The organism is Anabaena sp. WA102, from assembly GCF_001277295.1.
Taxonomy (GTDB): domain Bacteria; phylum Cyanobacteriota; class Cyanobacteriia; order Cyanobacteriales; family Nostocaceae; genus Dolichospermum; species Dolichospermum heterosporum.
Map to the genome: position 1 here is coordinate 1,782,570 of NZ_CP011456.1, position 24,015 is coordinate 1,806,584.

Here is a 24,015-nt window from a genome sequence, read left to right on the forward strand (position 1 = left end):
TTTTTTGTGATATGATAGTCGAGATGAACCAAAAATACATGATTCGGTTCGTGTGGAGTTTGGTTTTGATGGCTTTACGGGATGTAGCGCAGCTTGGTAGCGCGCCTGCTTTGGGAGCAGGATGCCGCAGGTTCGAATCCTGTCATCCCGACTTATGCGTAGTTATACTTGGTAATAACATTCCTATGATACTACTACACTGCGTCTTAAGGGACTTCCAATTAAAAAAATACCCAAAAATTTCTTGTGGTGCGGGCATCTTGCCTGCTAATCATCAAGGACAGGCAGGATGCCCATCCCACAAAATTGGGTAATTTATTTTTTGGTGTTCCCTAAGTGAATAAACCATTTTCAAGCCTTGTAATCAATCAAATTTTCGGAGCTTTTAATAGTCATATTATTTACACCAGGCTGTACTAGTAGATTCTGACCATGAAAAATTCAGAAAGTAGGGGCGCAGGGTCTGCGCCCAGAAACGATTCATCAATAACAGCATGAAATTTATTTACCTCAACCCGTAATAGCTATTAAGAATGGTTACTTTATTTGCGCCATGCTGTACTAGGACTTACGCATTGACAAAAAACATTATCTATCGGTTCTGAGATCATGGGATTTTTATTAAAAGTTAATATGAAGTAAAATGATATGTAATAGCAGATTTTAATTCAGGACATCTTTGTAATGGCTTTTACGTATTACTACACTGTAAGATTTCAAGATACTGATGCGGCTGGAGTCGTTTATTTTGCTAACATTTTGAGAATTTGTCATGAAGCTTATGAGGTTTCATTAGCAGCTTCTGGTATTAATCTTAAATCATTTTTTACTAATCCATCTGTAGCTTTTCCTATTGTTCATGCAAATGTAGATTTTTTTCGTCCTATGTATTGTGGTGACAATTTAGTAATTAGTTTGTTACCGGAAAAAATAGGTTCGGATAAGTTTGAAATTACCTATGAAATGACAGGAGATGAAGCAATGGTTGCTAAGGCAATTACTAGGCACGTTTGTATTGATGCTAGCAGTAAAATTAAGCAGGAATTACCAGATTATATGAATCATTGGTTAGAAACGAACCACAGAGACGCAGAGGGCGCAGAGAGAAGAAGGTCGAGGGAGGAGGTTATGTAATTTTCCATTAGTTAGTTTTTATAAATTCTGCGGCGATTTGTTGGAGTTGTTGACGGTTGATTTTACCTTGGGTGTTACGGGGTAGGTTTGGTAGGGAAATCCAATGTTTGGGAATTTTGAATTTACTCAGTTGATTTTTTATTTGGGTTTGAATTTCTCTGGGGGAGATATTTCTATCTTTGGGAATATAAATGGCTGTTAATGCTTGTCCCCAATGTTTATCAGTTATACCAATTACACAGACATCTATTACCATGTTTGTTTTTCTAATCGCTGATTCAATTTCTGTGGGGTAAACATTTTCTCCACCTGTAATGATTTTGTCGCTATTCCGTCCAATAATATGTAAGTAGCCTTGATTGTCTAAAAAACCAATATCATCAACTACAAAGTTATCTCTATTTTCCCACATTTGGGGATAATAACCTAATGCTAAAGATTGACTTTGAATATTTATATTTCCTGGTTGATTATCAATGATGATTTTAGCATGGGGGAGAATTTTCCCACTATTAAATTTACCTTGTAAAAATTCATCAGGTTTAAGAGTTGCTATTTGAGAAGCGGTTTCTGTCATGCCATAGGTAGGTGCTAATCTAATCTGATGATATCTTGCTTTTTCTAATAATTCATCCCAAGGTGGCGCACCTCCTAACAGAACTGTAGAAAATTTGGATAGCCATTGGGTTAATTCGGGATTTTGGAGAAGTTTTTGTAATTGGGTGGGAACTAAAGATATAAAAAAATCGGCTGGGTTAATATTTGGTAGTTGAGAAGTTTCTAATTTTTTAGATGAGGTAATTACTAATTTACCTCCTGTTGTGAAGGAACGCATAAATTGCATTAATCCACTCACATGATACAATGGTAATATACAAAATGAATTAACTACATTTATGGAAAAATATTCTGTAAATCCTTGTACAGATCCAGTTAATGTTTCCCATGTATGAATAGCAAATTTAATCTTTCCTGATGAACCACCTGTAGGAATCATGATAGTATTAGTAATTGGTAATTCATAATTGATAATTGGTGATTTTGAAAAATTATGATCTATTCCTAAAACTATATCTGGTTGTACTAAATTAAAGACTTGTTCCCATTCAGCTTGACTCCAATCTGGGTTACAGAGAAAAACCGGACATTTAGCCGCACAAGCTGCAATAAAACTGGCTAAAAATCTCACTGGTGATCTTTCCGCAATAATAATTTTTGGGGTTGATAACTGAGTTAATTTTAAATATAATTCTGTGGCTATTTGTGGTAATTCTTGACTATGATCACAAATTAGCCAATCATGATTTTGTATATTATCTAAAAGGTTTTCCATAGACTTTCTAGCCAGTTTGATTCTTGTAGTTGAAAAAAGTGGTTAATTCCAAAACCAACAGCGCGGTTATTACCAGATAATTCTGCTGCTAATTGTAATGCAGCTTGTCTCCCAATTTCGGTTTCAAATACCGATGAAAATACAACATCAATTTGATGTTTTTTACAAAACTCTTTTAACCGAAATGGTGAACCGAATATCCCCGGTTTAATCACGAAAATTCCCCGCCAACCTTGTTGAAAACATAATTCTAATTGGTGAAGATTGGCGATAGATTCATCTAAAGCTATTGGTGTAGAATAGGAATTACTTAATTCTTGCATTTCTGTAAATTTATCTACAGATAAAGGTTGTTCGATAAATTCAATTTTGGATGAGAATTGATCACACTTCTTTAACCATAATTCAGCTTCTTGATAAGTAAGTCCCCCATTAGCATCTAAACGCAATTTTGCTGAAGTTGGTAAACTGGAAATTAGTAAATCAAATATTTCTAATTCTTGATTTATCTCATCAACACCAATTTTCCATTTAAAGGTTTTATATCCTTGTTCCCATAAATTACCCCATTGATTTAAAGCTAATTTTCCCGCTGATAATAAGCCGCTGTAGGTGAGATTAAAATTAGTAGCTTTTTCCATAACCAAAGCAGATTCAAAAGCAAATTGACAGGCTGGTAAATTATCTGGAATCGCTAAAATTATCTCTTGAGTAATTGCTTTTGGAAGTTGATAACAAAAATCTAAAGCTTGTTTGATAGTTTCTGAACCAAACCAAGAAATGGGAGAAATCTCCCCCCAACTAACATTATTTTTTGCATCAATCAAGCGAATAATGATACATTCGCGGGTTTCCCAAACCCCATGATTAGTAATAATGGGATTTGTGAATTTTTGACTAAAGTAACGGAAGGAAAATTGATAAACCATGAAGGACTTCCAAATAAAAAACATTCAAACTCTCATTCCTCTGTGTCCTCTGTGCCTCTGTGGTTCGTTTATTCTTAATGTGCCTTAACCAAGAATAAATCCTAAACCCAAAAATAAGCAACTCACAAACTGAACTCTGATAGCGATGAATTTAGAATTGCTGACTTTATCTGGTTGGTTGTGATTTTCTAAAACATGACGACATAATTTCACCGCAAAAGGTAAACTCAGAAAACTAAGTAATGTCCAAATTGGGAAAATATTCAAAATCACAAATAACAAAATTAGAGGATAAATACTCGCAGTAAAACCCACTAAAACCTTTGCACCAGTGTGAGTTCCTAGACGCACAATAGGAGATTTCTTTCCTGCGGCTATGTCATCTACAACTTGATGAAAATGGGAACAAAATAACACTAAACTGGTAACAATGCCCAAAATTACCGAAGCTGCTAAATTGGTCATAGACCAGGTTTGAGTTTGACTATAATAAGCCGCACTCATACCCAAAGGACCAAAGGCAAAAAAGCAGAGAATTTCCCCTAAACCTTGGTATCCTAGACGGAAAGGGGGACCTTGGTACATATAGCCCAAACCGCAGCATAAGAGGATTATGGCAATAACTGTGGGGTCTTTTTGCAAAATAGCGATCGCTATTATTCCCAACAAACCCAAACCTAAACACAGGTTTCCTATCCAAAACATTAAGGTTTTATTACCAGTTAAATTCACCAATGAATGATGTTTATTCTGATCAATTCCTGTTTCGGCATCAAAGACATCATTACTAATATTTTCCCAAGCTAAAATCAAAATTGCCGCAGCAATAAACAAGGAGAATATTATGGGATTAAAAATCTTTATTTCCCTAAATGCTACCGCCGAACCTACCCAAATCGGCATAATAGCAACACTGTACATTGGCGGTTTAATAGCCGCCATCCATAGTTTAGCTTGAGGTGGTGAAATCTGAGTTGAAGTCATCAGTTGTGATTAATTAAATTACCAGAACTTTAGTTATCAGTTAAATTTTATAATTTTGCATGATACTTGACTAGCTATTTTAGATTTAGGATTGTTGATCACTTATCGGTACAATCAATAAATTACCAAAAAATGCTAGTTTTATGATTATAGGCGAATATCCTGGCATAAAACCCGCTATCTTGCCGCCAAAACAGGATAAACCCCATAATCAAGCTAAGTTTATGCTGGTTAATGGTGACTGAATTATGTTACCTATAAAAATACCACCATGATTTATTACATTTTAGGAAGATAACTTAATAAAAATTAACTTATACATCCATGACAATTTCACCATGTCGCAGCCACACCTTTGTAGACTACAAATACCTTAATCAATTACTATTAGAGATTCAGGAAAATTGCCGTCGCCATAATTATAGTAAAATTGTGAGTATTCCCCTAGAAATTGGCTTAGTTGATCCTTTGCTAGTTTTCGATAAATTTAATCATAAAAATACCATAAACTTTTATTTTGAAAATAGAAGTAATGGTGAAGCAATGGCGGCAATTGGCACTTTAGATAAAATAGAAATTTCTGGTAAAGATAGGTTTACAAAATCGGAAGAATTTATCAAAAATTGTCTAAAAAACATAATTCCTATATCTCATCAAAATCAGACTTTTTCCCTACCTCAATTTTTTTGTACTTTCAGTTTTTTTGATCAGCATAAAAAAGCAGATTATCCATTTCCTGCGGCTACGGTTTTCTTACCTTGTTGGCAAATAACTTTAAAAAATAGTCGCTGCACATTAATAATGAATACAATTATTAATTCTAGGATTAATATTACCAAAATATTGGATAATTTACAATGCCATTTAGAAATTATTAAATCTTTGAATACCCATTCTCTAAATATTGATAAATTTCCCTTAAACTTATATAAAAAAATCACTAATAACGGTGAAAAATTTAAAACTTCTGTTTCCTCAGTTTTAGAAATAATTCATGCTAACCAGTTAAGAAAAATTGTTTTAGCTGATATCTTAGATGTCAGTGCTAATCATGATTTTAACTTATTACAATCTTTAAATAATCTCCGCCAAATACATCCTAATTGCAATGTATTTTCCACCAGTAATGGTCAAGGACAAAACTTTATTGGTGCTAGTCCAGAACGATTAATTAGTATTCACAAACGGCAGTTAATTACTGATGCTTTGGCAGGTTCTGCACCAAGGGGAAAAACACCCACAGAAGATGCTACAAATGCTAACAATTTAGTTAATAGTACCAAAGAAAAACACGAACATAAACTGGTTCTAGATTTTATTACTCAACATTTATCTCAACTGGGTTTATTCCCCCAAGTTTTAGCCCCCAGACTGCGACAATTATCTAATATCCAACATTTATGGACACCAATTAGTGCAGTAGTTCCCAATAATATTCACCCTTTACAAATCGTTGCTAAACTGCATCCTACTCCAGCAGTTGCCGGGGCAGCACGAGATATTGCTTGTGCAGAAATTCGCCGTTATGAAAGTTTTGAAAGGGGTTTATATGCAGCCCCTTTAGGTTGGGTAGACGGAGAAGGAAATTGTGAATTTATTGTGGGGATTCGTTCGGCTTTAATTGATGGTAATTATGCCAGACTGTATGCAGGTGCGGGTATTGTTGCTGGTTCAGATCCTCAAAAGGAATTTGCCGAAGTGCAACTTAAACTACAAGCTTTATTAAAAGCCTTAGTTTAACTTACCTTTGGGGGTTAAAGTCCCCTGCTTCTACAAGCAGCGGGTTTTGCGTCGGGGTAAAATCCCCGTTGCAAAACGTAATTCTAAATTCTAAATTCTAAATTCTGCATTCTTTTAATAATACTATTCTAAATCCTGATGACTAAATGATTTTGCATTTGCACCTGTGTAGGTTTTCACAATATGTCCATTCCCAGACATTTGATATTTATATGTGATTAAACCTTCTAACCCAACTGGTCCACGAGGTGGCATTTGTTGGGTACTAATTCCCACTTCAGCACCAAATCCATAACGGAAACCATCAGCAAAACGAGTAGAACAATTATGATAAACTCCTGCTGCATTGACTAAGCCTTGAAATGTTTCTGCGGCTGTGATATCTTCAGTAATAATTGCTTCTGTGTGGCGAGAACCATAATTTTCAATGTGGGATATGGCTTCATTTAAAGAATCAACTATTTTAATGGCTAAAATCAAATCACTGTATTCTGTTTGCCAGTCTATTTCTGTGGCTGGGGCAATATCTGGTAAAATTTCTAAAGTACGTTCATCACCTTTTAATTCTACATTTTGTGCTTGTAAAGCTGTGGCAACTTGGGGGAGAAATTCGGCAGCAATGCTACTATGAACTAGCAAAGTTTCAATGGCATTACAAGCAGCAGGATATTGAATTTTAGAATCTACAGTAATACTAATAGCTTTGGCAATATCAGCGGCTTGATCTACATAAAGATGACAAATGCCATCAGCATGACCTAATACGGGAATGCGGGTATTATCTTGGACAAATTTCACAAAAGCATTAGAACCTCTAGGAATAATTAAATCTACATATTTATCTAATTGCAAAAGTTCTAATATTTCTTCTCTGGTGGTTAATAATTGTACAGCATCAGGATTAACTGCTGTATGAGATAATCCTTGTTTAATGGCTTTAACTATGGCTGTACAAGAATGTAAAGCTTCTTTACCACCTTTGAGAATGACACCATTACCGGATTTAATTGCTAAGGAAACTATTTGAATTGCGGCTTCGGGACGGGCTTCAAAAATGATGCCTAAAACGCCTAAAGGACAGGTAATGCGTTTGAGAATTAAACCAGTGTCAATTTCTCGATGAATTTGGACTTTACCAATAGGATCTTCTAGTTTACCAACATCTCGCACACCAGCGATCGCATCCCTTAATTTATGTTCATCTAACTGCAACCGTTTATAAAGGGGTTTAGCGATTCCTGCCGCTGTTGCTGCGTGACAATCAGCTAGGTTTGCTTGCAGAATATCATCCTTTGCCAATTCTAAAGCTTGAGCGATCGCTTCAATAGTTTGATTTTTGGCCTCAGAGGAGAGAACTGCCAGCTTACTAGCAGCTTGACGGGTTTGTTGAGCGATAGCTTCGCTGGTAGTAGGCATCGCAGATAGAGGAGAAATAATTTTGAAATTAGTCATAAGAATACCTGGTAAGTGGGAAACCTTTGAGGAAAAAATTAGCTGAAACAGCTAATTTTTGACCCTATTTTTTGAAATTCACCAAATCGAGTCTAGACACTTAACCTTCTTGAACTCGACGTTCAAATTCTTCGGAAGTTTTGCCAATTACATCTAAGGCTGAGGGATAGATATCATTATGCTCCTGTTTCAGCCAGCCTAAGAGATTGGCAATCTGAGCATTCCGTAAATCTAAATCAGTCTGAAAAATGATTGAAGTCGCCATCGCTTCAGCATATTGACGTGGATGACCTTGCTGCACAAAAACATCCACCAAAGCGGCTAAAGCTGTCTGTGGAATATTAACAGGAGTCCCTTCTGTAGACATAATTTCTGAAAAAAATAAAATTCACAGGCCATTTTAATTTAAACCACGTTCAAGATGAAACCTGTAGTTTATCGAATTACCCCACCCCGGTTTTGCTAAAGCAAAACCTACCCTCCCCTTACCAACTACCGTGTACACACAAATCATCAGATCCCCCTAAATCCCCCTTTCCAAGGGGGACTTCAAGAAAATTTCCCCCCTTTTTAAGGGGGGCTAGGGGGGATCAAAACCCTGTTAGGCAACTTGATCAGACTTCTGTGTACACCGTAGCCTTACCAAGGGGAGGGGTTTTAAACTGACAAAAACTTCACTTTAGGTTTCAAGATGGATGAGGTAAGTACCTAGATAGAATTAATTACTATTATTTATTTACCAATCCTTTGTCCATTAAGGATTTCAGTCCAAATATTTGTGTAATTAATTTTGTCTCATTACTTATATCTATAGGAATTTGATTGGAGTAGCCATCACGAACTAGTTTACTTTTCGTTACATAAGATACTGCGTTTTTTCCTGCCCATCTACTATTAAGTATTAATACTTATTTGTGTAGCTTTTTTTCATTAAAACAATTTGTAAAAGTTCACGTAATTTAGGCTGTATATATAAAGATCCAGTTTGATCTTTAAAAGGAAAGGATATGTAGGGTGTGTTAGCGACATTCCAAAGCACCATTATCAAAGATTTTATGCATTCAAGATTCCATCTGATCACGCTAAAATACTTAGTTTTGTATAGCCACGTATGCTATGAAAAATACAATAGTAATCATATAGAAAATACAATAGTAATCCTATGGAAAATATAATGATAATCATAGAAAAAATACAATAGTAGTCATATAGACAAAATATATAATGTGCTTTTTAGATATTTCAAGGTAATTTTTAATGGATAATTTTACCACTTAGGATTTGCTAATAGATCCTAGAGTGGCGTTAAATGTTATACATGAAACCCTTACACAGTAATAATTTTACGGATATTAAATAATAATAATAATAATCATATTCAATAAACAAGCGTTATCCTATAAATTCATTACTGTGTAACTTTCTTATTAGTCTCTAAGTTTGAAAAAATATTATGCTATCCAGATTTTGTACGTATTGATGATTTAGCATAATGTATATTTTCACTTAATTTCATTTTTCTCTCATTTTCTGTGACTCATAAACTTTACATTTCTTGACAGAATTTTACTTTACATCATAAAAATTAGATGATAGTTTGTTTAAGGGTTAAGCAATTACTTAACCGATAGTCATAAAATTAACAACAAGGAATTAAAAAAATGGCAGTTGAAAAAACCAATTCTTCCTCCAGCTTGGCAGAAGTTATTGATAGAATCCTTGACAAAGGTATCGTAATTGACGCTTGGGTTCGTGTTTCCTTAGTTGGTATCGAACTACTAGCAATTGAAGCTCGGATCGTTATCGCTTCCGTTGAAACCTACTTGAAGTATGCTGAAGCAGTTGGTTTAACCCAATCAGCAGCAGTACCTGCTTAATTTAATTAAGCAAGTTACCAAGTAGGAGAATAACCATGACTCATATTTATAGTTATTCTCCTCATTTCCCAAGTTTCCGACAACAAATAACAAGGAATTAAAAAAATGGCAGTTGAAAAGACCAATTCTTCCTCCAGCTTGGCAGAAGTTATTGATAGAATCCTTGACAAAGGTATCGTAATTGACGCTTGGGTTCGTGTTTCCTTAGTTGGTATCGAATTACTAGCAATTGAAGCTCGGATCGTTATCGCTTCCGTTGAAACCTACTTGAAGTATGCTGAAGCAGTTGGTTTAACCCAATCAGCAGCAGTACCTGCTTAATTTAATTAAGCAAGTTACCAAGTAGGAGAATAACCATGACTCATATTTATAGTTATTCTCCTCATTTCCCAAGTTTCCGACAACAAATAACAAGGAATTAAAAAAATGGCAGTTGAAAAGACCAATTCTTCCTCCAGCTTGGCAGAAGTTATTGATAGAATCCTTGACAAAGGTATCGTAATTGACGCTTGGGTTCGTGTTTCCTTAGTTGGTATCGAATTACTAGCAATTGAAGCTCGGATCGTTATCGCTTCCGTTGAAACCTACTTGAAGTATGCTGAAGCAGTTGGTTTAACCCAATCAGCAGCAGTACCTGCTTAATTTAATTAAGCAAGTTACCAAGTAGGAGAATAACCATGACTCATATTTATAGTTATTCTCCTCATTTCCCAAGTTTCCGACAACAAATAACAAGGAATTAAAAAAATGGCAGTTGAAAAGACCAATTCTTCCTCCAGCTTGGCAGAAGTTATTGATAGAATCCTTGACAAAGGTATCGTAATTGACGCTTGGGTTCGTGTTTCCTTAGTTGGTATCGAATTACTAGCAATTGAAGCTCGGATCGTTATCGCTTCCGTTGAAACCTACTTGAAGTATGCTGAAGCAGTTGGTTTAACCCAATCAGCAGCAGTACCTGCTTAATTTAATTAAGCAAGTTACCAAGTAGGAGAATAACCATGACTCATATTTATAGTTATTCTCCTCATTTCCCAAGTTTCCGACAACAAATAACAAGGAATTAAAAAAATGGCAGTTGAAAAGACCAATTCTTCCTCCAGCTTGGCAGAAGTTATTGATAGAATCCTTGACAAAGGTATCGTAATTGACGCTTGGGTTCGCGTTTCCTTAGTTGGTATCGAATTACTAGCAATTGAAGCTCGGATCGTTATCGCTTCCGTTGAAACCTACTTGAAGTATGCTGAAGCAGTTGGTTTAACCCAATCAGCAGCAGTACCTGCTTAATTTAATTAAGCAAGTTACCAAGTAGGAGAATAACCATGACTCATATTTATAGTTATTCTCCTCATTTCCCAAGTTTCCGACAACAAATAACAAGGAATTAAAAAAAATGGCAGTTGAAAAAACCAATTCTTCCTCCAGCTTGGCAGAAGTTATTGATAGAATCCTTGACAAAGGTATCGTAATTGACGCTTGGGTTCGCGTTTCCTTAGTTGGTATCGAATTACTAGCAATTGAAGCTCGGATCGTTATCGCTTCCGTTGAAACCTACTTGAAGTATGCTGAAGCAGTTGGTTTGACCCAATCAGCAGCAGTACCTGCTTAATCTAAGCAAGTTACCAAGTAGGAGAATAACCATGACTCATATTTATAGTTATTCTCCTCATTTCCCAAGTTTCCGACAACAAATAACAAGGAATTAAAAAAAATGGCAGTTGAAAAAACCAATTCTTCCTCCAGCTTGGCAGAAGTTATTGATAGAATCCTTGACAAAGGTATCGTAATTGACGCTTGGGTTCGCGTTTCCTTAGTTGGTATCGAATTACTAGCAATTGAAGCTCGGATCGTTATCGCTTCCGTTGAAACCTACTTGAAGTATGCTGAAGCAGTTGGTTTAACCCAATCAGCAGCAGTACCTGCTTAATTAAGCAAGCTCCATAATATCAGGATTAATTAATCCTGATATTGGTTCTGCTTTTTTTAATTATCTAGATATTTGGAAATCAACGCTTCTCAAAGGATATTACAAAAAAGTACGAATCCTTATAATGTAGTACCTGGATAAGCAATTTCTGTTAGGTCTGGGCTAATTTACTATTTTTTGGAGAACTTCATGATTTCTTTAATGGCAAAAATCCGGCAAGAACATCAGTCAATAGCAGAGAAAGTGGCTGAACTATCTCTTGAGACCAGAGAATTCTTGTCCGTCACGACAGCGAAAAGACAAGAGCAAGCTGAAAAACAAGCTCAAGAACTGCAAGCATTCTACAAGGATCTTCAGGAAACAAGTCAGCAGTTTTTATCAGAAACAGCCCAAGCCAGAATTGCTCAAGCTGAAAAACAAGCTCAAGAACTGTTAGCATTCCACAAAGAACTTCAAGAAACAAGTCAGCAGTTTTTATCAGAAACAGCCCAAGCCAGAATTGCTCAAGCTGAAAAACAAGCTCAAGAACTGTTAGCATTTTATCAAGAAGTTCGGGAAACAAGTCAGCAGTTTTTATCAGCAACAGCCCAAGCCAGAATTGCTCAAGCTGAAAAACAAGCTCAAGAACTGTTAGCATTCCACAAAGAACTTCAAGAAACAAGTCAGCAGTTTTTATCAGCAACAGCCGACGCAAGAACTGCTCAAGCTAAGGAACAGAAGGAATCTCTCCTGAAATTCCGTCAGGATTTGTTTGTGAGTATCTTTGGTTAATAAATACTCTCATTACCTGTAGTCCATTTGTTGGACAATGGGGCTACATAATAAAACCCCCTGATATTCCAGTTGCAAGACTGGTAAGACAAGGGGGCGATTAATAAAATTCAACAACAATGAATCTTGGCGTGAAGCTTCGGTTGTCTATATTTATACTCCGTATTCGTTAACATAGAAAATCTGTCTAGCATTAACGTTGATACTCTTATTAAACTAGGCTTCGTGCTTCATATACAAACCCAAGTTTGGCAATAATATCCGCACAAACATAAACTTTTTTACCATCTTTAAATTATGACTACTACCCAGGTTAATCATAAAAGAGCCGTTCTTCGTCTTCGTCCAGGGCAGTTTGTCGTCACACCTGCTATCGAGCGAGTCGCAATTCGGGCGCTACGTTATCTCAAATCGGGGTTTCCTGTTCACTTACGCGGACCAGCCGGCACAGGGAAAACAACCCTAGCCATGCACTTGGCTAACTGTCTGGACAGACCAGTCATGTTACTGTTTGGAGATGACCAGTTTAAGAGTTCGGACCTGATTGGTAGTGAATCTGGTTACACTCACAAAAAGGTACTAGACAACTATATCCATAGTGTTGTTAAACTCGAGGACGAATTTAAGCAAAATTGGGTTGATTCCCGATTAACCTTAGCTTGTCGTGAAGGTTTCACCTTAGTTTATGATGAATTTAACCGTTCACGACCTGAAGTTAATAACGTCCTGCTGTCAGCATTAGAAGAAAAAATTCTTAGTCTTCCTCCTAGCAGCAATCAGCCAGAATACTTGAGTGTTAATCCTCAATTTCGGGTGATTTTTACATCGAATCCAGAAGAGTATGCGGGAGTTCACTCAACCCAAGATGCTTTGATGGATAGATTGGTAACTATTAGTATGCCAGAACCAGATGAAATCACTCAAACAGAGATATTAATTCAGAAAACAAATATAGATCGAGAATCTGCTAACTTCATCGTGCGGTTAGTTAAGTCATTTCGTGTAGCTACCGGCGCGGAGAAAACTTCCGGCTTACGGTCTTGTTTAATGATTGCTAAGGTCTGTGCTGATCATAATATTCCGGTGACAACAGAAAGTTTAGATTTTCCAGATATTGCTATAGATATTCTGTTCAACCGCTCTCATTTATCTATGAGCGAATCCACAAACATTTTCTTGGAGTTACTAGAGAAATTCTCAGCCGAAGAACTGGAAATATTAAATAATAGAGTCACAGGAGACAATGATTTTCTGATTGACAATTCCCAATTTTTATCCCAACAATTAGCTGGTCAACCAAATTAGCTTAGAAAGTAGAAGCCTCTCACCTACCCGACCGGGAGGTGATGCGATCAATTTTAGCGGACATTCTCGAAAGGGTTTTAGATAAGGGCATTGTGATTGCTGGCGATATTTCTGTATCTATCGCATCCACCGAACTTGTACATATTCGGATTCGCTTGTTAATTTCCTCTGTGGATAAAGCCAAGGAAATGGGCATCAATTGGTGGGAAAGCGATCCTTATCTCAGCACTAAGGCTCAACGTTTGGTTGAAGAAAATCAACAACTTCAGCATCGTCTAGAGAGTCTAGAGGCAAAGCTAAATTCACTGACATCTTCTAGTGTGAAAGAGGAAATCCCCTTAGCAGCAGATGTTAAAGATGATTTGTATCAAACCAGTACAAAAATTCCATCACCTGTAGATACACCAATTGAAGTTCTAGATTTTCAGGCTCAATCCAGTGGGGGAACTCCACCATATTTAAATACACCAATTGAAGTTCTAGATTTTCAGGCTCAATCCAGTGGGGGAACTCCACCATATTTAAATACACCAATTGAAATTCTCGATTTCCAGGCTCAAACCAGTGCAGAAAGTTCATCACCTGTAGGTTCAACCGTGGAAATTCTCGATTTCCAGGCTCAAACCAGTGCAGAAAGTTCATCACCTGTAGGTTCAACCGTGGAAATTCTCGATTTCCAGGCTCAAACCAGTGCAGAAAGTTCATCACCTGTAGGTTCAACCGTGGAAATTCTCGATTTTCAGGCTCAAACCAGTGCAGAAAGTTCATCACCTGTAGGTTCAACCGTGGAAATTCTCGATTTTCAGGCTCAAACCAGTGCAGAAAGTTCATCACCTGTGGGTTCAACCGTGGAAATTCTCGATTTCCAGGCTCAAACCAGTGCAGAAAGTTCATCACCTGTAGATCCAGCGATTGAGCTGCGGAATGAACACTTTCTTGGTCAGTTTTTCTGCCGAATATTTGATATAATATTAAGGAAATAGGTGTAACTCAATAAATGTTGAGAAGCAACCTATCGAAAAAGTTAAAGCCTCAACTCTGCTCGGCTTTAAACCTGGGCAAAGCCTAAGGGTTAAAAATTATTTCCAAAAATCCAAGACTATTGGTCTGTCAAATTTCTATTTGTTGATGAGGTTTATAGTTTATAGGCTCTCTATTTTCCCTCAAAATCACAATTTTTAGCCTGACAGACCACTAGCGCAAATGCAAAAAAAAGTTAATTTTTGCCAACTAATAATCAATGCTTTATTTTCTTTAGAGCAGGAATTTTTAGTCTGTAAAGTCAGATAGATATGAGTCCTATACCATTCAAGAGTTGAATTATTTGTGACTTCTACCCCAATGCTGCCAACACGTCCTCAGACTAACTCAAGTCGAACTATTAACACATCTACCCAAGGTTCGACTTTAGCGGACATTCTCGAAAGGGTTTTAGATAAGGGTATTGTGATTGCTGGCGATATTTCTATATCTATCGCATCCACCGAACTTGTACATATTCGGATTCGCTTGTTAATTTCCTCTGTGGATAAAGCCAAGGAAATGGGCATCAATTGGTGGGAAAGCGATCCTTATCTCAGCACTAAGGCTCAACGTTTGGTTGAAGAAAATCAACAACTTCAGCATCGTCTAGAGAGTCTAGAGGCAAAGCTAAATTCACTGACATCTTCTAGTGTGAAAGAGGAAATCCCCTTAGCAGCAGATGTTAAAGATGATTTGTATCAAACCAGTGCAAAAATTCCATCACCTGTAGATACACCAATTGAAGTTCTAGATTTTCAGGCTCAATCCAGTGGGGGAACTCCACCATATTTAAATACATCAATGGAAATTCTCGATTTCCAGGCTCAAACCAGTGAAGAAAGTTCATCACCTGTAGGTTCGACCGTGGAAATTCTCGATTTTCAGGCTCAAACCAGTGAAGAAAGTTCATCACCTTTGGGTTCAACCGTGGAAATTCTCGATTTTCAAGCTCAAACCAGTGAAGAAAGTTCATCATCCGTAGATCCAGCGATTGATGTCTAACCTAAACTATCCAGGCTTGAACTATCTGAAACTCTTGAAACTTTAATAGTCAAATTGCATCAAAGACATTTAAAACTTTAGGTTGCATCATAAAAATGGTTTGCACTCCCGCTGAAAACTTCAATAATTCACTGACCATTGCTTCTAAACCCAAGAATGAAGCGGGTTTAGCTCCTTTACTTTTGACTGTATTGGAATTGGTGCGTCAGTTGATGGAAGCTCAAGTAATTCGGCGCATGGAAGAGGATTTACTGAGTGAACCTGACTTAGAACGGGCAGCAGACAGTCTGCAAAAGTTAGAAGAACAAATCTTACATTTGTGTGAGATGTTTGAGGTTGACCCGGCAGATTTGAATATAAATTTGGGAGAGATTGGGACTCTTTTACCATCTTCCGGTTCTTATTATCCAGGTCAACCCAGTAGTCGTCCTTCTGTATTAGAGCTATTAGATCGACTTTTAAATACTGGAATTGTTGTAGATGGTGAGATAGATTTAGGTATCGCTCAAATCGATCTTATTCACGCTAAATTACGTTTAGTTTTGACATCAAAACCAATGTAATCCCAATTTATCAATCATAAATTTAGGTTTAATTTATTCACGGCTTATGAGTATTCCTCTTTATTTGTACGGCATTTTTCCAAATACAATTCCTGAAACTCTTGAGCTTGAAGGATTGGATAAGCAACCTGTTCATAGTCAAGTAGTTGATGAGTTTTGTTTCTTATATTCAGAGGCTCGTCAAGAAAAATATTTGGCTTCTCGCCGTAATTTGTTAACTCATGAAAAAGTTTTAGAACAAACAATGCATGCGGGTTTTCGTGTTCTTCTCCCCCTGCGGTTTGGATTAGTGGTTAAAGATTGGGAAACCATCATGAGTCAATTGATTAATCCCCATAAAGATCAATTGAATCAGTTGTTTCAAAAATTGGCAGGCAAAAGAGAGGTAAGCATTAAAATTTTCTGGGATGCTAAAGCGGAATTACAAACCATGATGGAGTCTCATCAGGATTTGAAGCAGCAGCGCGACAACATGGAAGGCAAAAAGTTGAGTATGGAGGAAGTCATCCAAATTGGACAATTAATTGAAATTAATCTCCTAGCCCGCAAACAAGCTGTAATTGAAGTTTTCTCTCAGGAGCTAAATCCTTTCGCTCAGGAGATTGTAGTCAGTGAGCCTATGACGGAAGAAATGATTTACAATGCAGCCTTTTTGATTCCTTGGGAAAGTGAATCTGAATTTAGCGAACGTGTTGAAGTGATTGATCAGAAATTTGGCGATCGCTTACGTATTCGCTACAACAATTTTACTGCTCCCTACACATTTGCCCAGCTTGATTCATAGGAGTTATTACGATGCTGACGAAACTGTTACTACTGCCCATCATGGGTCCTCTGAATGGAGTTGTCTGGATTGCAGAGCAAATCCAAGAGCGGACTAACACTGAATTTGATGCCCAAGAAAATTTGCATAAACAATTATTAAGCTTGCAACTTTCCTTTGATATTGGCGAAATTGGTGAGGAAGAATTCGAGATTCAAGAAGAAGAGATTCTTTTAAAAATTCAAGCATTAGAAGAGGAAGCACGCTTGGAACTAGAAGCTGAACAAGAGGAAGCACGCTTAGAATTAGAAGCTGAACAGGAAGACTTTGAATATCCACCTGAATTCACAGCAGAAGTTAATAAGGATCAACATCTCGTCTTGTTACCTTAGGATTGATGGGCGCAAGTAAGCCACCTCTTTTTATCTTCAAAACCCTTAGAAAACGGTAATTGGGAATTATCCTATAGGAATCCTATTTGATTGTTGAAAAATTGAGAAAGTCCAAGCCTTTCCTGATCGGTGTTACAATCTAAGTATATTGAGTAAAATTCAAATAGGATGGCTATATAACTAGTACCGCAGGGCGGAAGTCAAAAGTCAAAAGTCAAAAGTCAAAACTAATATACAGTAGGCTTTTTAGCGATTAAGAATGGTTGGTTTATTTACGCCGTGCTGTAATAGTACAATGTTTAGATGAAGTTTAAGTTTATCATAAAAAACCCGCTTTCGCGGGTCAAATGTGGAAAATGTGTTCATATTTTGCCAAATTTATCAAGATTTGAGATATTAATATTCAACCTCAAAAGTTTGGTAATTATTCGACTCAACAAAAATATTTGAACGCACTATATTTTGAGCAGTATTTGAGTGAGGTTGACGCAATTTATGAATCGTTTTTTCTGTCGCTTCTATCTGTTCATTGAGGATATCTAAGCGTTGTTGAAGTAAACCCATTCGTTCTTTAATAGAATACATATCTCGCTGAATACGTTGTTTCTCCGTCACCATTTTATAAAGATCCAATTGACTTGATGCATCAGACTTAGGCCGAGGCATTGTGCTAATTTTAGCTCTGCTAATACTGCGATTACTAATTGTTTTCATGAAAAATACCTGAATATTTTTTATCATTATAACCAAGTTTTTGTAATTGTAAATCCCCAAATTATCTGGAAAAAATTTATCTCTTACTTCCATGAATATGAACTTTAGGTACTTCGTAACAGCAAATATTTTTATCTAGGTGAAATATATGGAATTAGAAAATCTCTACACTTATGCTTTTTTGGAAATACCTAGCTCTCCCTTGATTTTGCCACAGGGTGCTGCTAATCAAGTAGTGCTAATTAATGGTACTGAACTTGCGGCTATTGTCGAGCCGGGGATATTTTTAGAATCATTCCAAAATAATGATGAAAAAATTATCCAAATGGCTTTACATCATGATCGAGTAATTTGTGAACTTTTTCAACAGATTACAGTTTTACCCTTGCGGTTTGGAACTTATTTTACTTCTACAAATAATCTGCTAACCCATTTAAAATCCCATGAAAAAGAATATCAGAATAAGCTAGAAAAGATCAATGGTAAAAACGAATTTACTTTAAAATTGATCCCACGAATGATAGAAGAAATAGTACCATCTGAAGGGGGAGGTAAGGATTATTTCTTAGCTAAAAAGCAACGCTATCAAAACCAAAACAACTTTAGTATTGCTCAAGCAGCAGAAAAACAAAATCTTATTGATTTAATCACCAAAGTTAATCAATTACCCGTTGTTGTTCAAGAACAAGAGGAACAAATACAGATTTACCTCTTAGTTAGTTGTCAAGATAAGACCTTACTTTTAGAACAGTTTTTAACCTGGCAGAAAGCTTGTCCAAAGTGGGATCTACTTTTAGGAGATTGTCTTCCTCCTTACCACTTTATTTAGTGATTATTTATTAAGTAAGTCGGCGCAAAGAAACCAAACTATGTAAAGATAAGTAAATACGGAAAATAAATCTACTGAGGTGATTAAAATATGGGCGCTCGTTTAAGGGTATTTTTAACTCGTGAGCAAGATAAAACCCTGTTTGAACCTAAGAACAAGGGATTTGCCGCAAAAAGTCAAAGATACAGCCGAGGTAATTAGGTTAAATTCAGATAGTTGGTATGTAGAAAAAATAGCTGCTCATTTATATCTTCTTTCTGCCCAAATATTGCTCTGAAATGAATCCAATGGAATTGGAATGGCAGCATCTCAAAAAAGATGAACTATCGGGACAAATGTTTGAGGACGAGTAATACGATTGCTTATGCCGTAATGAATGGGGTTAAAGCCAGGGGAGAAAAAGCACAATACAGTACAAAACGTATTAAATTCAACAAACATACTCCTTCTTAACTTTTCCTTACATAGTTATAAACTTTTCCGCCGACCTACTTAGTCTTTTCGTTAATTTTTTAACTTTATTATGAACCAGTACGACTCACTTAATTTGGTCATGTTTAGCGGCAAAGGTGGAGTTGGCAAAACTACCACTTCTTGCAGTTTTGCTCGTTATTGGGCAAAACAGTTCCCAGAAGAAACAATTTTGTTACTTTCTACAGATCCGGCACATTCTTTAGGAGATGTATTACTGACAGAAGTGAAAGATTATGCTTCACCATTAACAGATTTGCCTAATTTGAGTGTTCAGGCTTTAGATGCTGAAAAACTGCTCTTAGAATTTAAGGCCAAATATAGCGAATTTTTAGAACTACTGGTTGAGCGGGGAAGTCTAGCAGACGGACAAGATTTAGCCCCAGTTTGGGATTTGAACTGGCCTGGTTTAAATGAATTAATGGGGTTACTAGAAATCCAACGTCTACTGTCTGAAAAAAAAGTAGATCGCATAGTAGTTGATATGGCTCCTTCTGGTCATACCTTAAACCTATTGCGATTGAAAGATTTCTTAGATGTGATTTTAAATTCATTAGAGTTATTCCAAAAAAAGCATCAGGTGATCACAGAAACTTTGACCAGAAAAAACTATACTCTTGATGAAGTTGATGACTTTTTGGCTGATCTAAAATTTCAATTAGCAGAAGGGAGACGACTGCTACAGGATAATCAATTTACAGGTTGTATAGTTGTCGCCATTTCCGAACCTATGTGTTTTGCCGAAACCGAGCGATTCATAGAAAGTTTAAAAAACCTAGATGTTCCCTATGCGGGAATAATAATCAATCGAATCTTGGCAAATTCAGATACAGAGCTAGACCGCTATGCAGAACAGCAAAACTTCATCAATAAATTCCTCAAAATTTCCCCAAATAAACCCGTTTTCATAGTACCACAACAGCAATTCCCACCTTTAGGTGGGTTAGCATTAGATAATCTAGCAGGACAAATTCAAAATATTGATCAAGTGGAACTCGCTTCTCCACCACCAATTCAATGGCCGACTAAAATTCTACCTAGCTTTACTGATTTTGTAGCTGAAGGCTGTCAATTGATTGTTGTCGGTGGCAAAGGAGGAGTTGGTAAAACCACAGTGTCAGCAGCCATGGCCTGGGCTTTTGCTAATCGTTATCCTGATAAAAACATTCGCGTAATTTCCATAGATCCTGCTCATTCCTTGGGAGATGCTTTTGGTGAAAAATTAGGACATGAACCAAAATTATTAGCTCCCAATTTAAGTGGACAGGAAATCAATGCTGAGAAAATATTAGATCAATTTCGTGCCGATTATCTTTGGGAATTGGCGGATATGATTAGTGGTGAAGGAACAGAAGCAGACGCAACAATAAATATTGCCTATCTTCCAGAGGCTTGGCGGCAGATTATGTCTCAAGCTTTACCAGGTATTGATGAGATGCTATCTCTAATCACCATCATGGATTTATTAGACAGCAACCAGCAAGATTTGATTATTCTAGATACAGCACCCACAGGTCATCTTCTGCAATTTTTGGAAATGCCAACTGCATTAGGAGATTGGTTATCTTGGATATTTAAGTTATGGATGAAATATCAGAATGTCTTGGGTCGAGTTGATTTCATTGGGCGGTTGCGAAGTCTGCGCCAACAAGTGGTTAAAGCTCAGAAGAAATTAAAAAACCCAAAGCATACCCAATTTGTGGGTGTAATTCAGGGAGAAGCGGCAATTATAGCTGAACATATTCGCTTAACAGAATCTCTAAAAACCATAGGAATTCAACAGCGTTATGTGGTACAAAATCGCTACACTCAAGATGTAGAGATTGAGAGCAGCTTGTTTTCACAACAAACAATTGTTCGCTTACCTAAGTTACCCAGATCTGTCGAACCTATTGCCAGAATTCAAGGTGCCGCCAATCTTTTATTTTAAGTGGATAATGTAGCCAAGAAAAAATGGTTTTTTTAGAGTCAATTTTTGGAGGAATCTGATGAGTGATTTATTCAAGGGATTTGAGCAGTTACTAGAACTAGTAAAAACTCTGGAAGAAAAAGCAGAAAACGGAGAAATCAAGACCAATGTCCAGTTTAACTCCCGACCCCTAAGCAGTATTCCCAGAACAGGAAATATCCCACGTACCAGTAATATGGGGGTTAATATGGGTAACATGGGTAATGACGTGGGTACAAGTCGGATGAACACTCAATCCCCCCCAGCTTCTGGTGCAGGTCCATCAGATCCAGTCGTCCACCCCGATCCTACTTCAGGTATTGCTCTTAAAGATATCGGTGGACTGAGCGAAATTCTTAAAGAACTCAAGGAACTGATTGCTATTCCTTTAAAACGCCCTGACCTACTGGCTAAATTAGGACTAGAACCCACCCATGGCGTATTATTAGTTGGTCCGCCAGGAACGGGCAAAACCCTCACCGCCCGGGCTTTAGCTGAAGAACTGGGCGTTAACTACATTGCCATTGTTGGTCCAGAAGTCATCAGTAAATATTACGGTGAAGCGGAACAAAGACTGCGCGGTATCTTTGAAAAAGCCGCCAAAAATGCTCCCTGTATTATTTTTATTGATGAAATTGATAGCCTCGCCCCAGACCGTAGTGCCGTAGAAGGGGAAGTTGAAAAGCGTCTGGTTGCCCAATTATTAGGCTTGATGGATGGTTTTTCCCATAGCCCAGGGGTGATTGTTCTCGCGGCTACAAACCGCCCTGACCACCTTGACCCAGCCCTGCGACGACCGGGAAGATTTGACCGAGAAGTGCAGTTTCGCATTCCTGACATCAACGGCCGCAAAGAAATTCTGCAAATTCTCACCCGCCCCATGCCCTTGGATAATACGGTTGACCTGGATTTTATCGCCGAGCGGGCGGTGGGATTTGTGGGGGCTGATTTGAAGGCCGTTTGTCAAAAAGCCGCTTATACCGCCCTCCGTCGTCAAGTTCCTTCCATAGAAGTGGAAGCTCCAGAAAACATGACGGTTAATCAAACTGATTTTTTACAAGGGCTAAAGGAAATCAAGCCGGCTGTACTTCGCAGCGTTGAAGTTGAAGTTCCTCAAGTGGCGTGGGACGATATTGGTGGTTTAGAAACGATTAAACAAACCTTGCGAGAATCAGTAGAAGGGGCGTTGCTTTATCCAGAACTTTACCTCCAAACCAAAGCCGTAGCTCCCAAGGGGATTTTGCTATGGGGACCACCGGGAACTGGCAAAACTCTATTAGCAAAGGCTGTGGCTTCCCAGGCCAGGGCTAATTTTATTGGTGTCAATGGACCAGAGTTGCTTACCCGTTGGGTAGGTGCTAGTGAGCAAGCGGTACGGGAATTATTTGCTAAGGCGCGACAAGCAGAACCCTGTGTCATATTCATTGATGAAATTGATACCTTAGCTCCAGCACGGGGAACTTACAGCGGTGATTCTGGTGTGAGTAACCGGGTAGTGGGGCAATTACTTACTGAGTTGGATGGTGTAGAGGCTGGTGCAAGTATTCTGGTCATTGGGGCTACAAACCGTCCTGATGCTCTTGATTCTGCTTTATTACGGGCAGGAAGGTTGGATTTACAACTTAAGGTAGATTTACCTGATTTAGCTAGTCGTTTAGATATTTTGCAAGTGTATACTCAGGGACGACCATTGTTAGATGTAAATTTAACCTATTGGTCTGAAGTCACGGAAGGCTGGAATGGTGCAGATTTAGTATTACTATCCAATCAAGCTGCTGTAGAAGCTATTCGCCGTTTTCGATCGCAAGGACAGACAAATCCGGCTGATATCAGGATTACTAATAATGATTTTGAATATTCTTATCAAGTTTTAGTCAGTCAACGTCATGCTTAATTAGATTCTCTCTGTTACCCTCGGCTGCAAGGAATTTGTCCGGGGGTCGGAAAACATAAAAAAGTAAGTGCAATGGCAATACTACTGGTACTTGTTTTCAGCGTTGCTACAACTGGATAGAATCGTTATGAATTGATTTAGCGATCGCTTTACAGCAGTTTCCGATATTATGGGGTAAAGACACCTTTTTGATTTGGCATTTAACAGGTGGTACAGAAGGCGGTTTGCATATCACTGATGTTACCAACCCACCTTCCGCACCCTAAACTGTCACACAAGGAAAAATGGTCGTTTGGGGATTTGAGATTGGCGAACTGCTTGCAGCAGCGCTTCGCTATCGCCACCTAAGATTCCAACAATTTTGTATCAAAATTATCATCAAAGGTATTCAAAAATCCGAAATTACCGATTGTGAAACTGGGGGGTGCGGAATGTCGGTTACAGATAACGGTGGTGTTTATTTTGTCCCTGCTTTTTCTGGGTTATTTGCACCCTATTGGCGCAATGATGCTAGGGGTGTAATTGTAGGTATGACTAGCTACACAAATAAAGGTCATATTGCCCGTGCGGTGTTAGAAGCTACAGCATGGCAGACTCGTGAAGTTTTGGATGCGATGAGAGAAGACGCGCAGGTAAATTTAACCGATTTGAAGGTAGATGGTGGGATGGTGTACAACAACCTGTTGATGCAGTTTCAAAGTGATGTGTTGGGTGTGCCTGTGATTCGTCCCCAGGTAGCAGAAACTACAGCTTTAGGGGCAGCTTATGCTGCTGGGTTGGCGACTGGTTTCTGGAGTAGTCTGGAGGAGTTGTCTGAGAATTGGCTTTTAGATCAGACTTGGGAAGCGAAGATGGATGCTGTGGAGAGGGAAGGTTGTTATCGGTTGTGGAAGAAAGCTGTTAGTAGGACTTTTGATTGGGTATAATTAACTAATGCAAAATCTACAATACGTAAATTTATACTTTT

Annotated in this window: 27 protein-coding genes and 1 tRNA gene; 22 read left to right on the plus strand and 6 right to left on the minus strand. The window is 37.7% G+C overall.

The annotated features are described in order from the left end of the window. Positions 1–77 precede the first annotated feature (77 nt). Positions 78–151: transfer RNA gene (locus tag AA650_RS07740), tRNA-Pro, on the plus strand. A 533-nt stretch (positions 152–684) separates the two neighbouring features. Continuing rightward, entirely contained in the window at positions 685–1,134 is a 450-nt protein-coding gene (locus tag AA650_RS07745) for an acyl-CoA thioesterase (RefSeq protein WP_053538579.1), read from the plus strand. Between the two features lie 7 nt (positions 1,135–1,141). Here AA650_RS07745 and AA650_RS07750 read toward each other — a convergent pair whose 3' ends face one another. The 3 genes from AA650_RS07750 to menA form a co-directional block, all read right to left on the minus strand. Beyond that, a complete protein-coding gene (locus AA650_RS07750; RefSeq protein WP_053538580.1) occupies positions 1,142–2,467 on the minus strand; it encodes a 2-succinylbenzoate--CoA ligase in 1,326 nt (441 codons plus the stop codon). Continuing rightward, complete coding sequence (locus AA650_RS07755) at positions 2,452–3,396, minus strand: o-succinylbenzoate synthase (RefSeq protein ID WP_053538581.1); 945 nt, start codon at positions 3,394–3,396, stop codon at positions 2,452–2,454. The genes AA650_RS07750 and AA650_RS07755 overlap by 16 nt, the downstream gene beginning before the upstream one ends. An 84-nt stretch (positions 3,397–3,480) precedes the next feature. Next, complete coding sequence (menA, locus tag AA650_RS07760) at positions 3,481–4,380, minus strand: 2-carboxy-1,4-naphthoquinone phytyltransferase (RefSeq protein WP_053538582.1); 900 nt, start codon at positions 4,378–4,380, stop codon at positions 3,481–3,483. Positions 4,381–4,704: 324 nt separating this feature from the next. On the opposite strand from menA, the gene AA650_RS07765 reads away from it, so the two are divergent. Next, a complete protein-coding gene (locus tag AA650_RS07765) occupies positions 4,705–6,120 on the plus strand; it encodes an isochorismate synthase (RefSeq protein ID WP_053538583.1) in 1,416 nt (471 codons plus the stop codon). 123 nt (positions 6,121–6,243) lie between these two features. On the opposite strand, the gene AA650_RS07770 is transcribed toward AA650_RS07765, so the two are convergent. Next, positions 6,244–7,572: a glutamate-5-semialdehyde dehydrogenase gene (locus AA650_RS07770; RefSeq protein ID WP_053538584.1), complete on the minus strand. Its 1,329-nt coding sequence runs from the start codon at positions 7,570–7,572 to the stop codon at positions 6,244–6,246. A 100-nt stretch (positions 7,573–7,672) separates the two neighbouring features. Further along, the gene (locus AA650_RS07775; protein WP_015080750.1) at positions 7,673–7,939 is read right to left on the minus strand and encodes a hypothetical protein; all 267 of its coding nucleotides are present in this window, start codon (positions 7,937–7,939) and stop codon (positions 7,673–7,675) included. 1,294 nt (positions 7,940–9,233) lie between these two features. Between AA650_RS07775 and gvpA (AA650_RS07780) the strand changes: the two genes are divergently transcribed. From gvpA (AA650_RS07780) to AA650_RS07845, 14 genes are all read left to right on the plus strand, one after another. Further along, positions 9,234–9,449: a gas vesicle structural protein GvpA gene (gene gvpA, locus AA650_RS07780; RefSeq protein WP_015080752.1), complete on the plus strand. Its 216-nt coding sequence runs from the start codon at positions 9,234–9,236 to the stop codon at positions 9,447–9,449. A 105-nt stretch (positions 9,450–9,554) separates the two neighbouring features. Continuing rightward, positions 9,555–9,770: a gas vesicle structural protein GvpA gene (gvpA, locus tag AA650_RS07785; protein WP_015080752.1), complete on the plus strand. Its 216-nt coding sequence runs from the start codon at positions 9,555–9,557 to the stop codon at positions 9,768–9,770. A 105-nt stretch (positions 9,771–9,875) separates the two neighbouring features. Beyond that, positions 9,876–10,091, plus strand: coding sequence for a gas vesicle structural protein GvpA (gvpA, locus tag AA650_RS07790; RefSeq protein ID WP_015080752.1), 216 nt, complete (start codon positions 9,876–9,878; stop codon positions 10,089–10,091). A gap of 105 nt (positions 10,092–10,196) precedes the next feature. After that, a complete protein-coding gene (gene gvpA / locus AA650_RS07795; protein ID WP_015080752.1) occupies positions 10,197–10,412 on the plus strand; it encodes a gas vesicle structural protein GvpA in 216 nt (71 codons plus the stop codon). Positions 10,413–10,517: 105 nt separating this feature from the next. Next, positions 10,518–10,733: a gas vesicle structural protein GvpA gene (gene gvpA, locus AA650_RS07800; RefSeq protein ID WP_015080752.1), complete on the plus strand. Its 216-nt coding sequence runs from the start codon at positions 10,518–10,520 to the stop codon at positions 10,731–10,733. 106 nt (positions 10,734–10,839) lie between these two features. After that, a complete protein-coding gene (gvpA, locus tag AA650_RS07805) occupies positions 10,840–11,055 on the plus strand; it encodes a gas vesicle structural protein GvpA (RefSeq protein ID WP_015080752.1) in 216 nt (71 codons plus the stop codon). A gap of 102 nt (positions 11,056–11,157) precedes the next feature. Further along, positions 11,158–11,373, plus strand: a complete 216-nt coding sequence (gvpA, locus tag AA650_RS07810) for a gas vesicle structural protein GvpA (RefSeq protein ID WP_015080752.1) — start codon at positions 11,158–11,160, stop codon at positions 11,371–11,373. A gap of 189 nt (positions 11,374–11,562) precedes the next feature. Continuing rightward, on the plus strand, positions 11,563–12,144 hold the full coding sequence (gene gvpC / locus AA650_RS07815) for a gas vesicle protein GvpC (protein ID WP_053538585.1): 582 nt from the start codon (positions 11,563–11,565) through the stop codon (positions 12,142–12,144). A gap of 297 nt (positions 12,145–12,441) precedes the next feature. Beyond that, positions 12,442–13,449 carry a gas vesicle protein GvpN gene (gvpN, locus tag AA650_RS07820; RefSeq protein ID WP_053538586.1) on the plus strand — a complete coding sequence of 336 codons (1,008 nt, stop codon included), beginning with the start codon at positions 12,442–12,444 and terminating at the stop codon, positions 13,447–13,449. Between the two features lie 41 nt (positions 13,450–13,490). Further along, positions 13,491–14,432 (plus strand): gas vesicle protein, encoded by a 942-nt coding sequence (gvpJ, locus tag AA650_RS28635; protein ID WP_234413340.1) that lies wholly within the window; start codon positions 13,491–13,493, stop codon positions 14,430–14,432. A gap of 343 nt (positions 14,433–14,775) precedes the next feature. Continuing rightward, entirely contained in the window at positions 14,776–15,474 is a 699-nt protein-coding gene (gene gvpJ, locus AA650_RS28640) for a gas vesicle protein (protein ID WP_234413342.1), read from the plus strand. A gap of 95 nt (positions 15,475–15,569) precedes the next feature. Next, on the plus strand, positions 15,570–16,037 hold the full coding sequence (locus tag AA650_RS07835; RefSeq protein ID WP_039203149.1) for a gas vesicle protein K: 468 nt from the start codon (positions 15,570–15,572) through the stop codon (positions 16,035–16,037). A gap of 46 nt (positions 16,038–16,083) precedes the next feature. Next, entirely contained in the window at positions 16,084–16,821 is a 738-nt protein-coding gene (locus AA650_RS07840) for a GvpL/GvpF family gas vesicle protein (protein ID WP_053538587.1), read from the plus strand. An 11-nt stretch (positions 16,822–16,832) separates the two neighbouring features. Further along, positions 16,833–17,192, plus strand: coding sequence for a gas vesicle protein GvpG (locus AA650_RS07845; RefSeq protein ID WP_053538588.1), 360 nt, complete (start codon positions 16,833–16,835; stop codon positions 17,190–17,192). 396 nt (positions 17,193–17,588) lie between these two features. Here AA650_RS07845 and AA650_RS07850 read toward each other — a convergent pair whose 3' ends face one another. Beyond that, positions 17,589–17,999 (minus strand): gas vesicle protein, encoded by a 411-nt coding sequence (locus tag AA650_RS07850; RefSeq protein ID WP_325064569.1) that lies wholly within the window; start codon positions 17,997–17,999, stop codon positions 17,589–17,591. A 55-nt stretch (positions 18,000–18,054) separates the two neighbouring features. Here AA650_RS07850 and AA650_RS07855 point away from each other — a divergent pair, with 55 nt between their 5' ends. From AA650_RS07855 to AA650_RS07870, 5 genes are all read left to right on the plus strand, one after another. After that, complete coding sequence (locus AA650_RS07855) at positions 18,055–18,735, plus strand: GvpL/GvpF family gas vesicle protein (RefSeq protein ID WP_053538589.1); 681 nt, start codon at positions 18,055–18,057, stop codon at positions 18,733–18,735. Between the two features lie 257 nt (positions 18,736–18,992). Next, the gene (locus AA650_RS29435; RefSeq protein ID WP_442853960.1) at positions 18,993–19,088 is read left to right on the plus strand and encodes a hypothetical protein; all 96 of its coding nucleotides are present in this window, start codon (positions 18,993–18,995) and stop codon (positions 19,086–19,088) included. A gap of 170 nt (positions 19,089–19,258) precedes the next feature. Beyond that, positions 19,259–21,136, plus strand: a complete 1,878-nt coding sequence (locus AA650_RS07860) for an ArsA family ATPase (RefSeq protein ID WP_199924401.1) — start codon at positions 19,259–19,261, stop codon at positions 21,134–21,136. Between the two features lie 58 nt (positions 21,137–21,194). Next, positions 21,195–23,048, plus strand: coding sequence for an AAA family ATPase (locus AA650_RS07865; RefSeq protein ID WP_053538591.1), 1,854 nt, complete (start codon positions 21,195–21,197; stop codon positions 23,046–23,048). A gap of 284 nt (positions 23,049–23,332) precedes the next feature. Continuing rightward, entirely contained in the window at positions 23,333–23,974 is a 642-nt protein-coding gene (locus AA650_RS07870; RefSeq protein ID WP_053538592.1) for an FGGY-family carbohydrate kinase, read from the plus strand. Positions 23,975–24,015: the final 41 nt, after the last annotated feature.

Coding starts and splice junctions, on each gene's coding strand:
- gvpA (WP_015080752.1), top strand. CDS start 9,234: ATGGCAGTTGAAAAAACCAATTCTTCCTCCAGCTTGGCAGAAGTTATT.
- AA650_RS07865 (WP_053538591.1), top strand. CDS start 21,195: ATGAGTGATTTATTCAAGGGATTTGAGCAGTTACTAGAACTAGTAAAA.
- AA650_RS07860 (WP_199924401.1), top strand. CDS start 19,259: ATGAACCAGTACGACTCACTTAATTTGGTCATGTTTAGCGGCAAAGGT.
- AA650_RS07770 (WP_053538584.1), bottom strand. CDS start 7,572: ATGACTAATTTCAAAATTATTTCTCCTCTATCTGCGATGCCTACTACC.
- AA650_RS07850 (WP_325064569.1), bottom strand. CDS start 17,999: ATGGAAGTAAGAGATAAATTTTTTCCAGATAATTTGGGGATTTACAAT.
- menA (WP_053538582.1), bottom strand. CDS start 4,380: ATGACTTCAACTCAGATTTCACCACCTCAAGCTAAACTATGGATGGCG.
- gvpJ (WP_234413340.1), top strand. CDS start 13,491: ATGCGATCAATTTTAGCGGACATTCTCGAAAGGGTTTTAGATAAGGGC.
- gvpA (WP_015080752.1), top strand. CDS start 10,518: ATGGCAGTTGAAAAGACCAATTCTTCCTCCAGCTTGGCAGAAGTTATT.
- AA650_RS07765 (WP_053538583.1), top strand. CDS start 4,705: ATGACAATTTCACCATGTCGCAGCCACACCTTTGTAGACTACAAATAC.
- AA650_RS07855 (WP_053538589.1), top strand. CDS start 18,055: ATGGAATTAGAAAATCTCTACACTTATGCTTTTTTGGAAATACCTAGC.
- AA650_RS07845 (WP_053538588.1), top strand. CDS start 16,833: ATGCTGACGAAACTGTTACTACTGCCCATCATGGGTCCTCTGAATGGA.
- gvpC (WP_053538585.1), top strand. CDS start 11,563: ATGATTTCTTTAATGGCAAAAATCCGGCAAGAACATCAGTCAATAGCA.
- AA650_RS07755 (WP_053538581.1), bottom strand. CDS start 3,396: ATGGTTTATCAATTTTCCTTCCGTTACTTTAGTCAAAAATTCACAAAT.
- AA650_RS07870 (WP_053538592.1), top strand. CDS start 23,333: ATGGTCGTTTGGGGATTTGAGATTGGCGAACTGCTTGCAGCAGCGCTT.
- AA650_RS07835 (WP_039203149.1), top strand. CDS start 15,570: ATGGTTTGCACTCCCGCTGAAAACTTCAATAATTCACTGACCATTGCT.
- gvpN (WP_053538586.1), top strand. CDS start 12,442: ATGACTACTACCCAGGTTAATCATAAAAGAGCCGTTCTTCGTCTTCGT.
- AA650_RS07745 (WP_053538579.1), top strand. CDS start 685: ATGGCTTTTACGTATTACTACACTGTAAGATTTCAAGATACTGATGCG.
- gvpA (WP_015080752.1), top strand. CDS start 11,158: ATGGCAGTTGAAAAAACCAATTCTTCCTCCAGCTTGGCAGAAGTTATT.
- AA650_RS07750 (WP_053538580.1), bottom strand. CDS start 2,467: ATGGAAAACCTTTTAGATAATATACAAAATCATGATTGGCTAATTTGT.
- gvpA (WP_015080752.1), top strand. CDS start 9,876: ATGGCAGTTGAAAAGACCAATTCTTCCTCCAGCTTGGCAGAAGTTATT.
- AA650_RS07775 (WP_015080750.1), bottom strand. CDS start 7,939: ATGTCTACAGAAGGGACTCCTGTTAATATTCCACAGACAGCTTTAGCC.
- gvpA (WP_015080752.1), top strand. CDS start 10,840: ATGGCAGTTGAAAAAACCAATTCTTCCTCCAGCTTGGCAGAAGTTATT.
- AA650_RS07840 (WP_053538587.1), top strand. CDS start 16,084: ATGAGTATTCCTCTTTATTTGTACGGCATTTTTCCAAATACAATTCCT.
- gvpA (WP_015080752.1), top strand. CDS start 10,197: ATGGCAGTTGAAAAGACCAATTCTTCCTCCAGCTTGGCAGAAGTTATT.
- gvpA (WP_015080752.1), top strand. CDS start 9,555: ATGGCAGTTGAAAAGACCAATTCTTCCTCCAGCTTGGCAGAAGTTATT.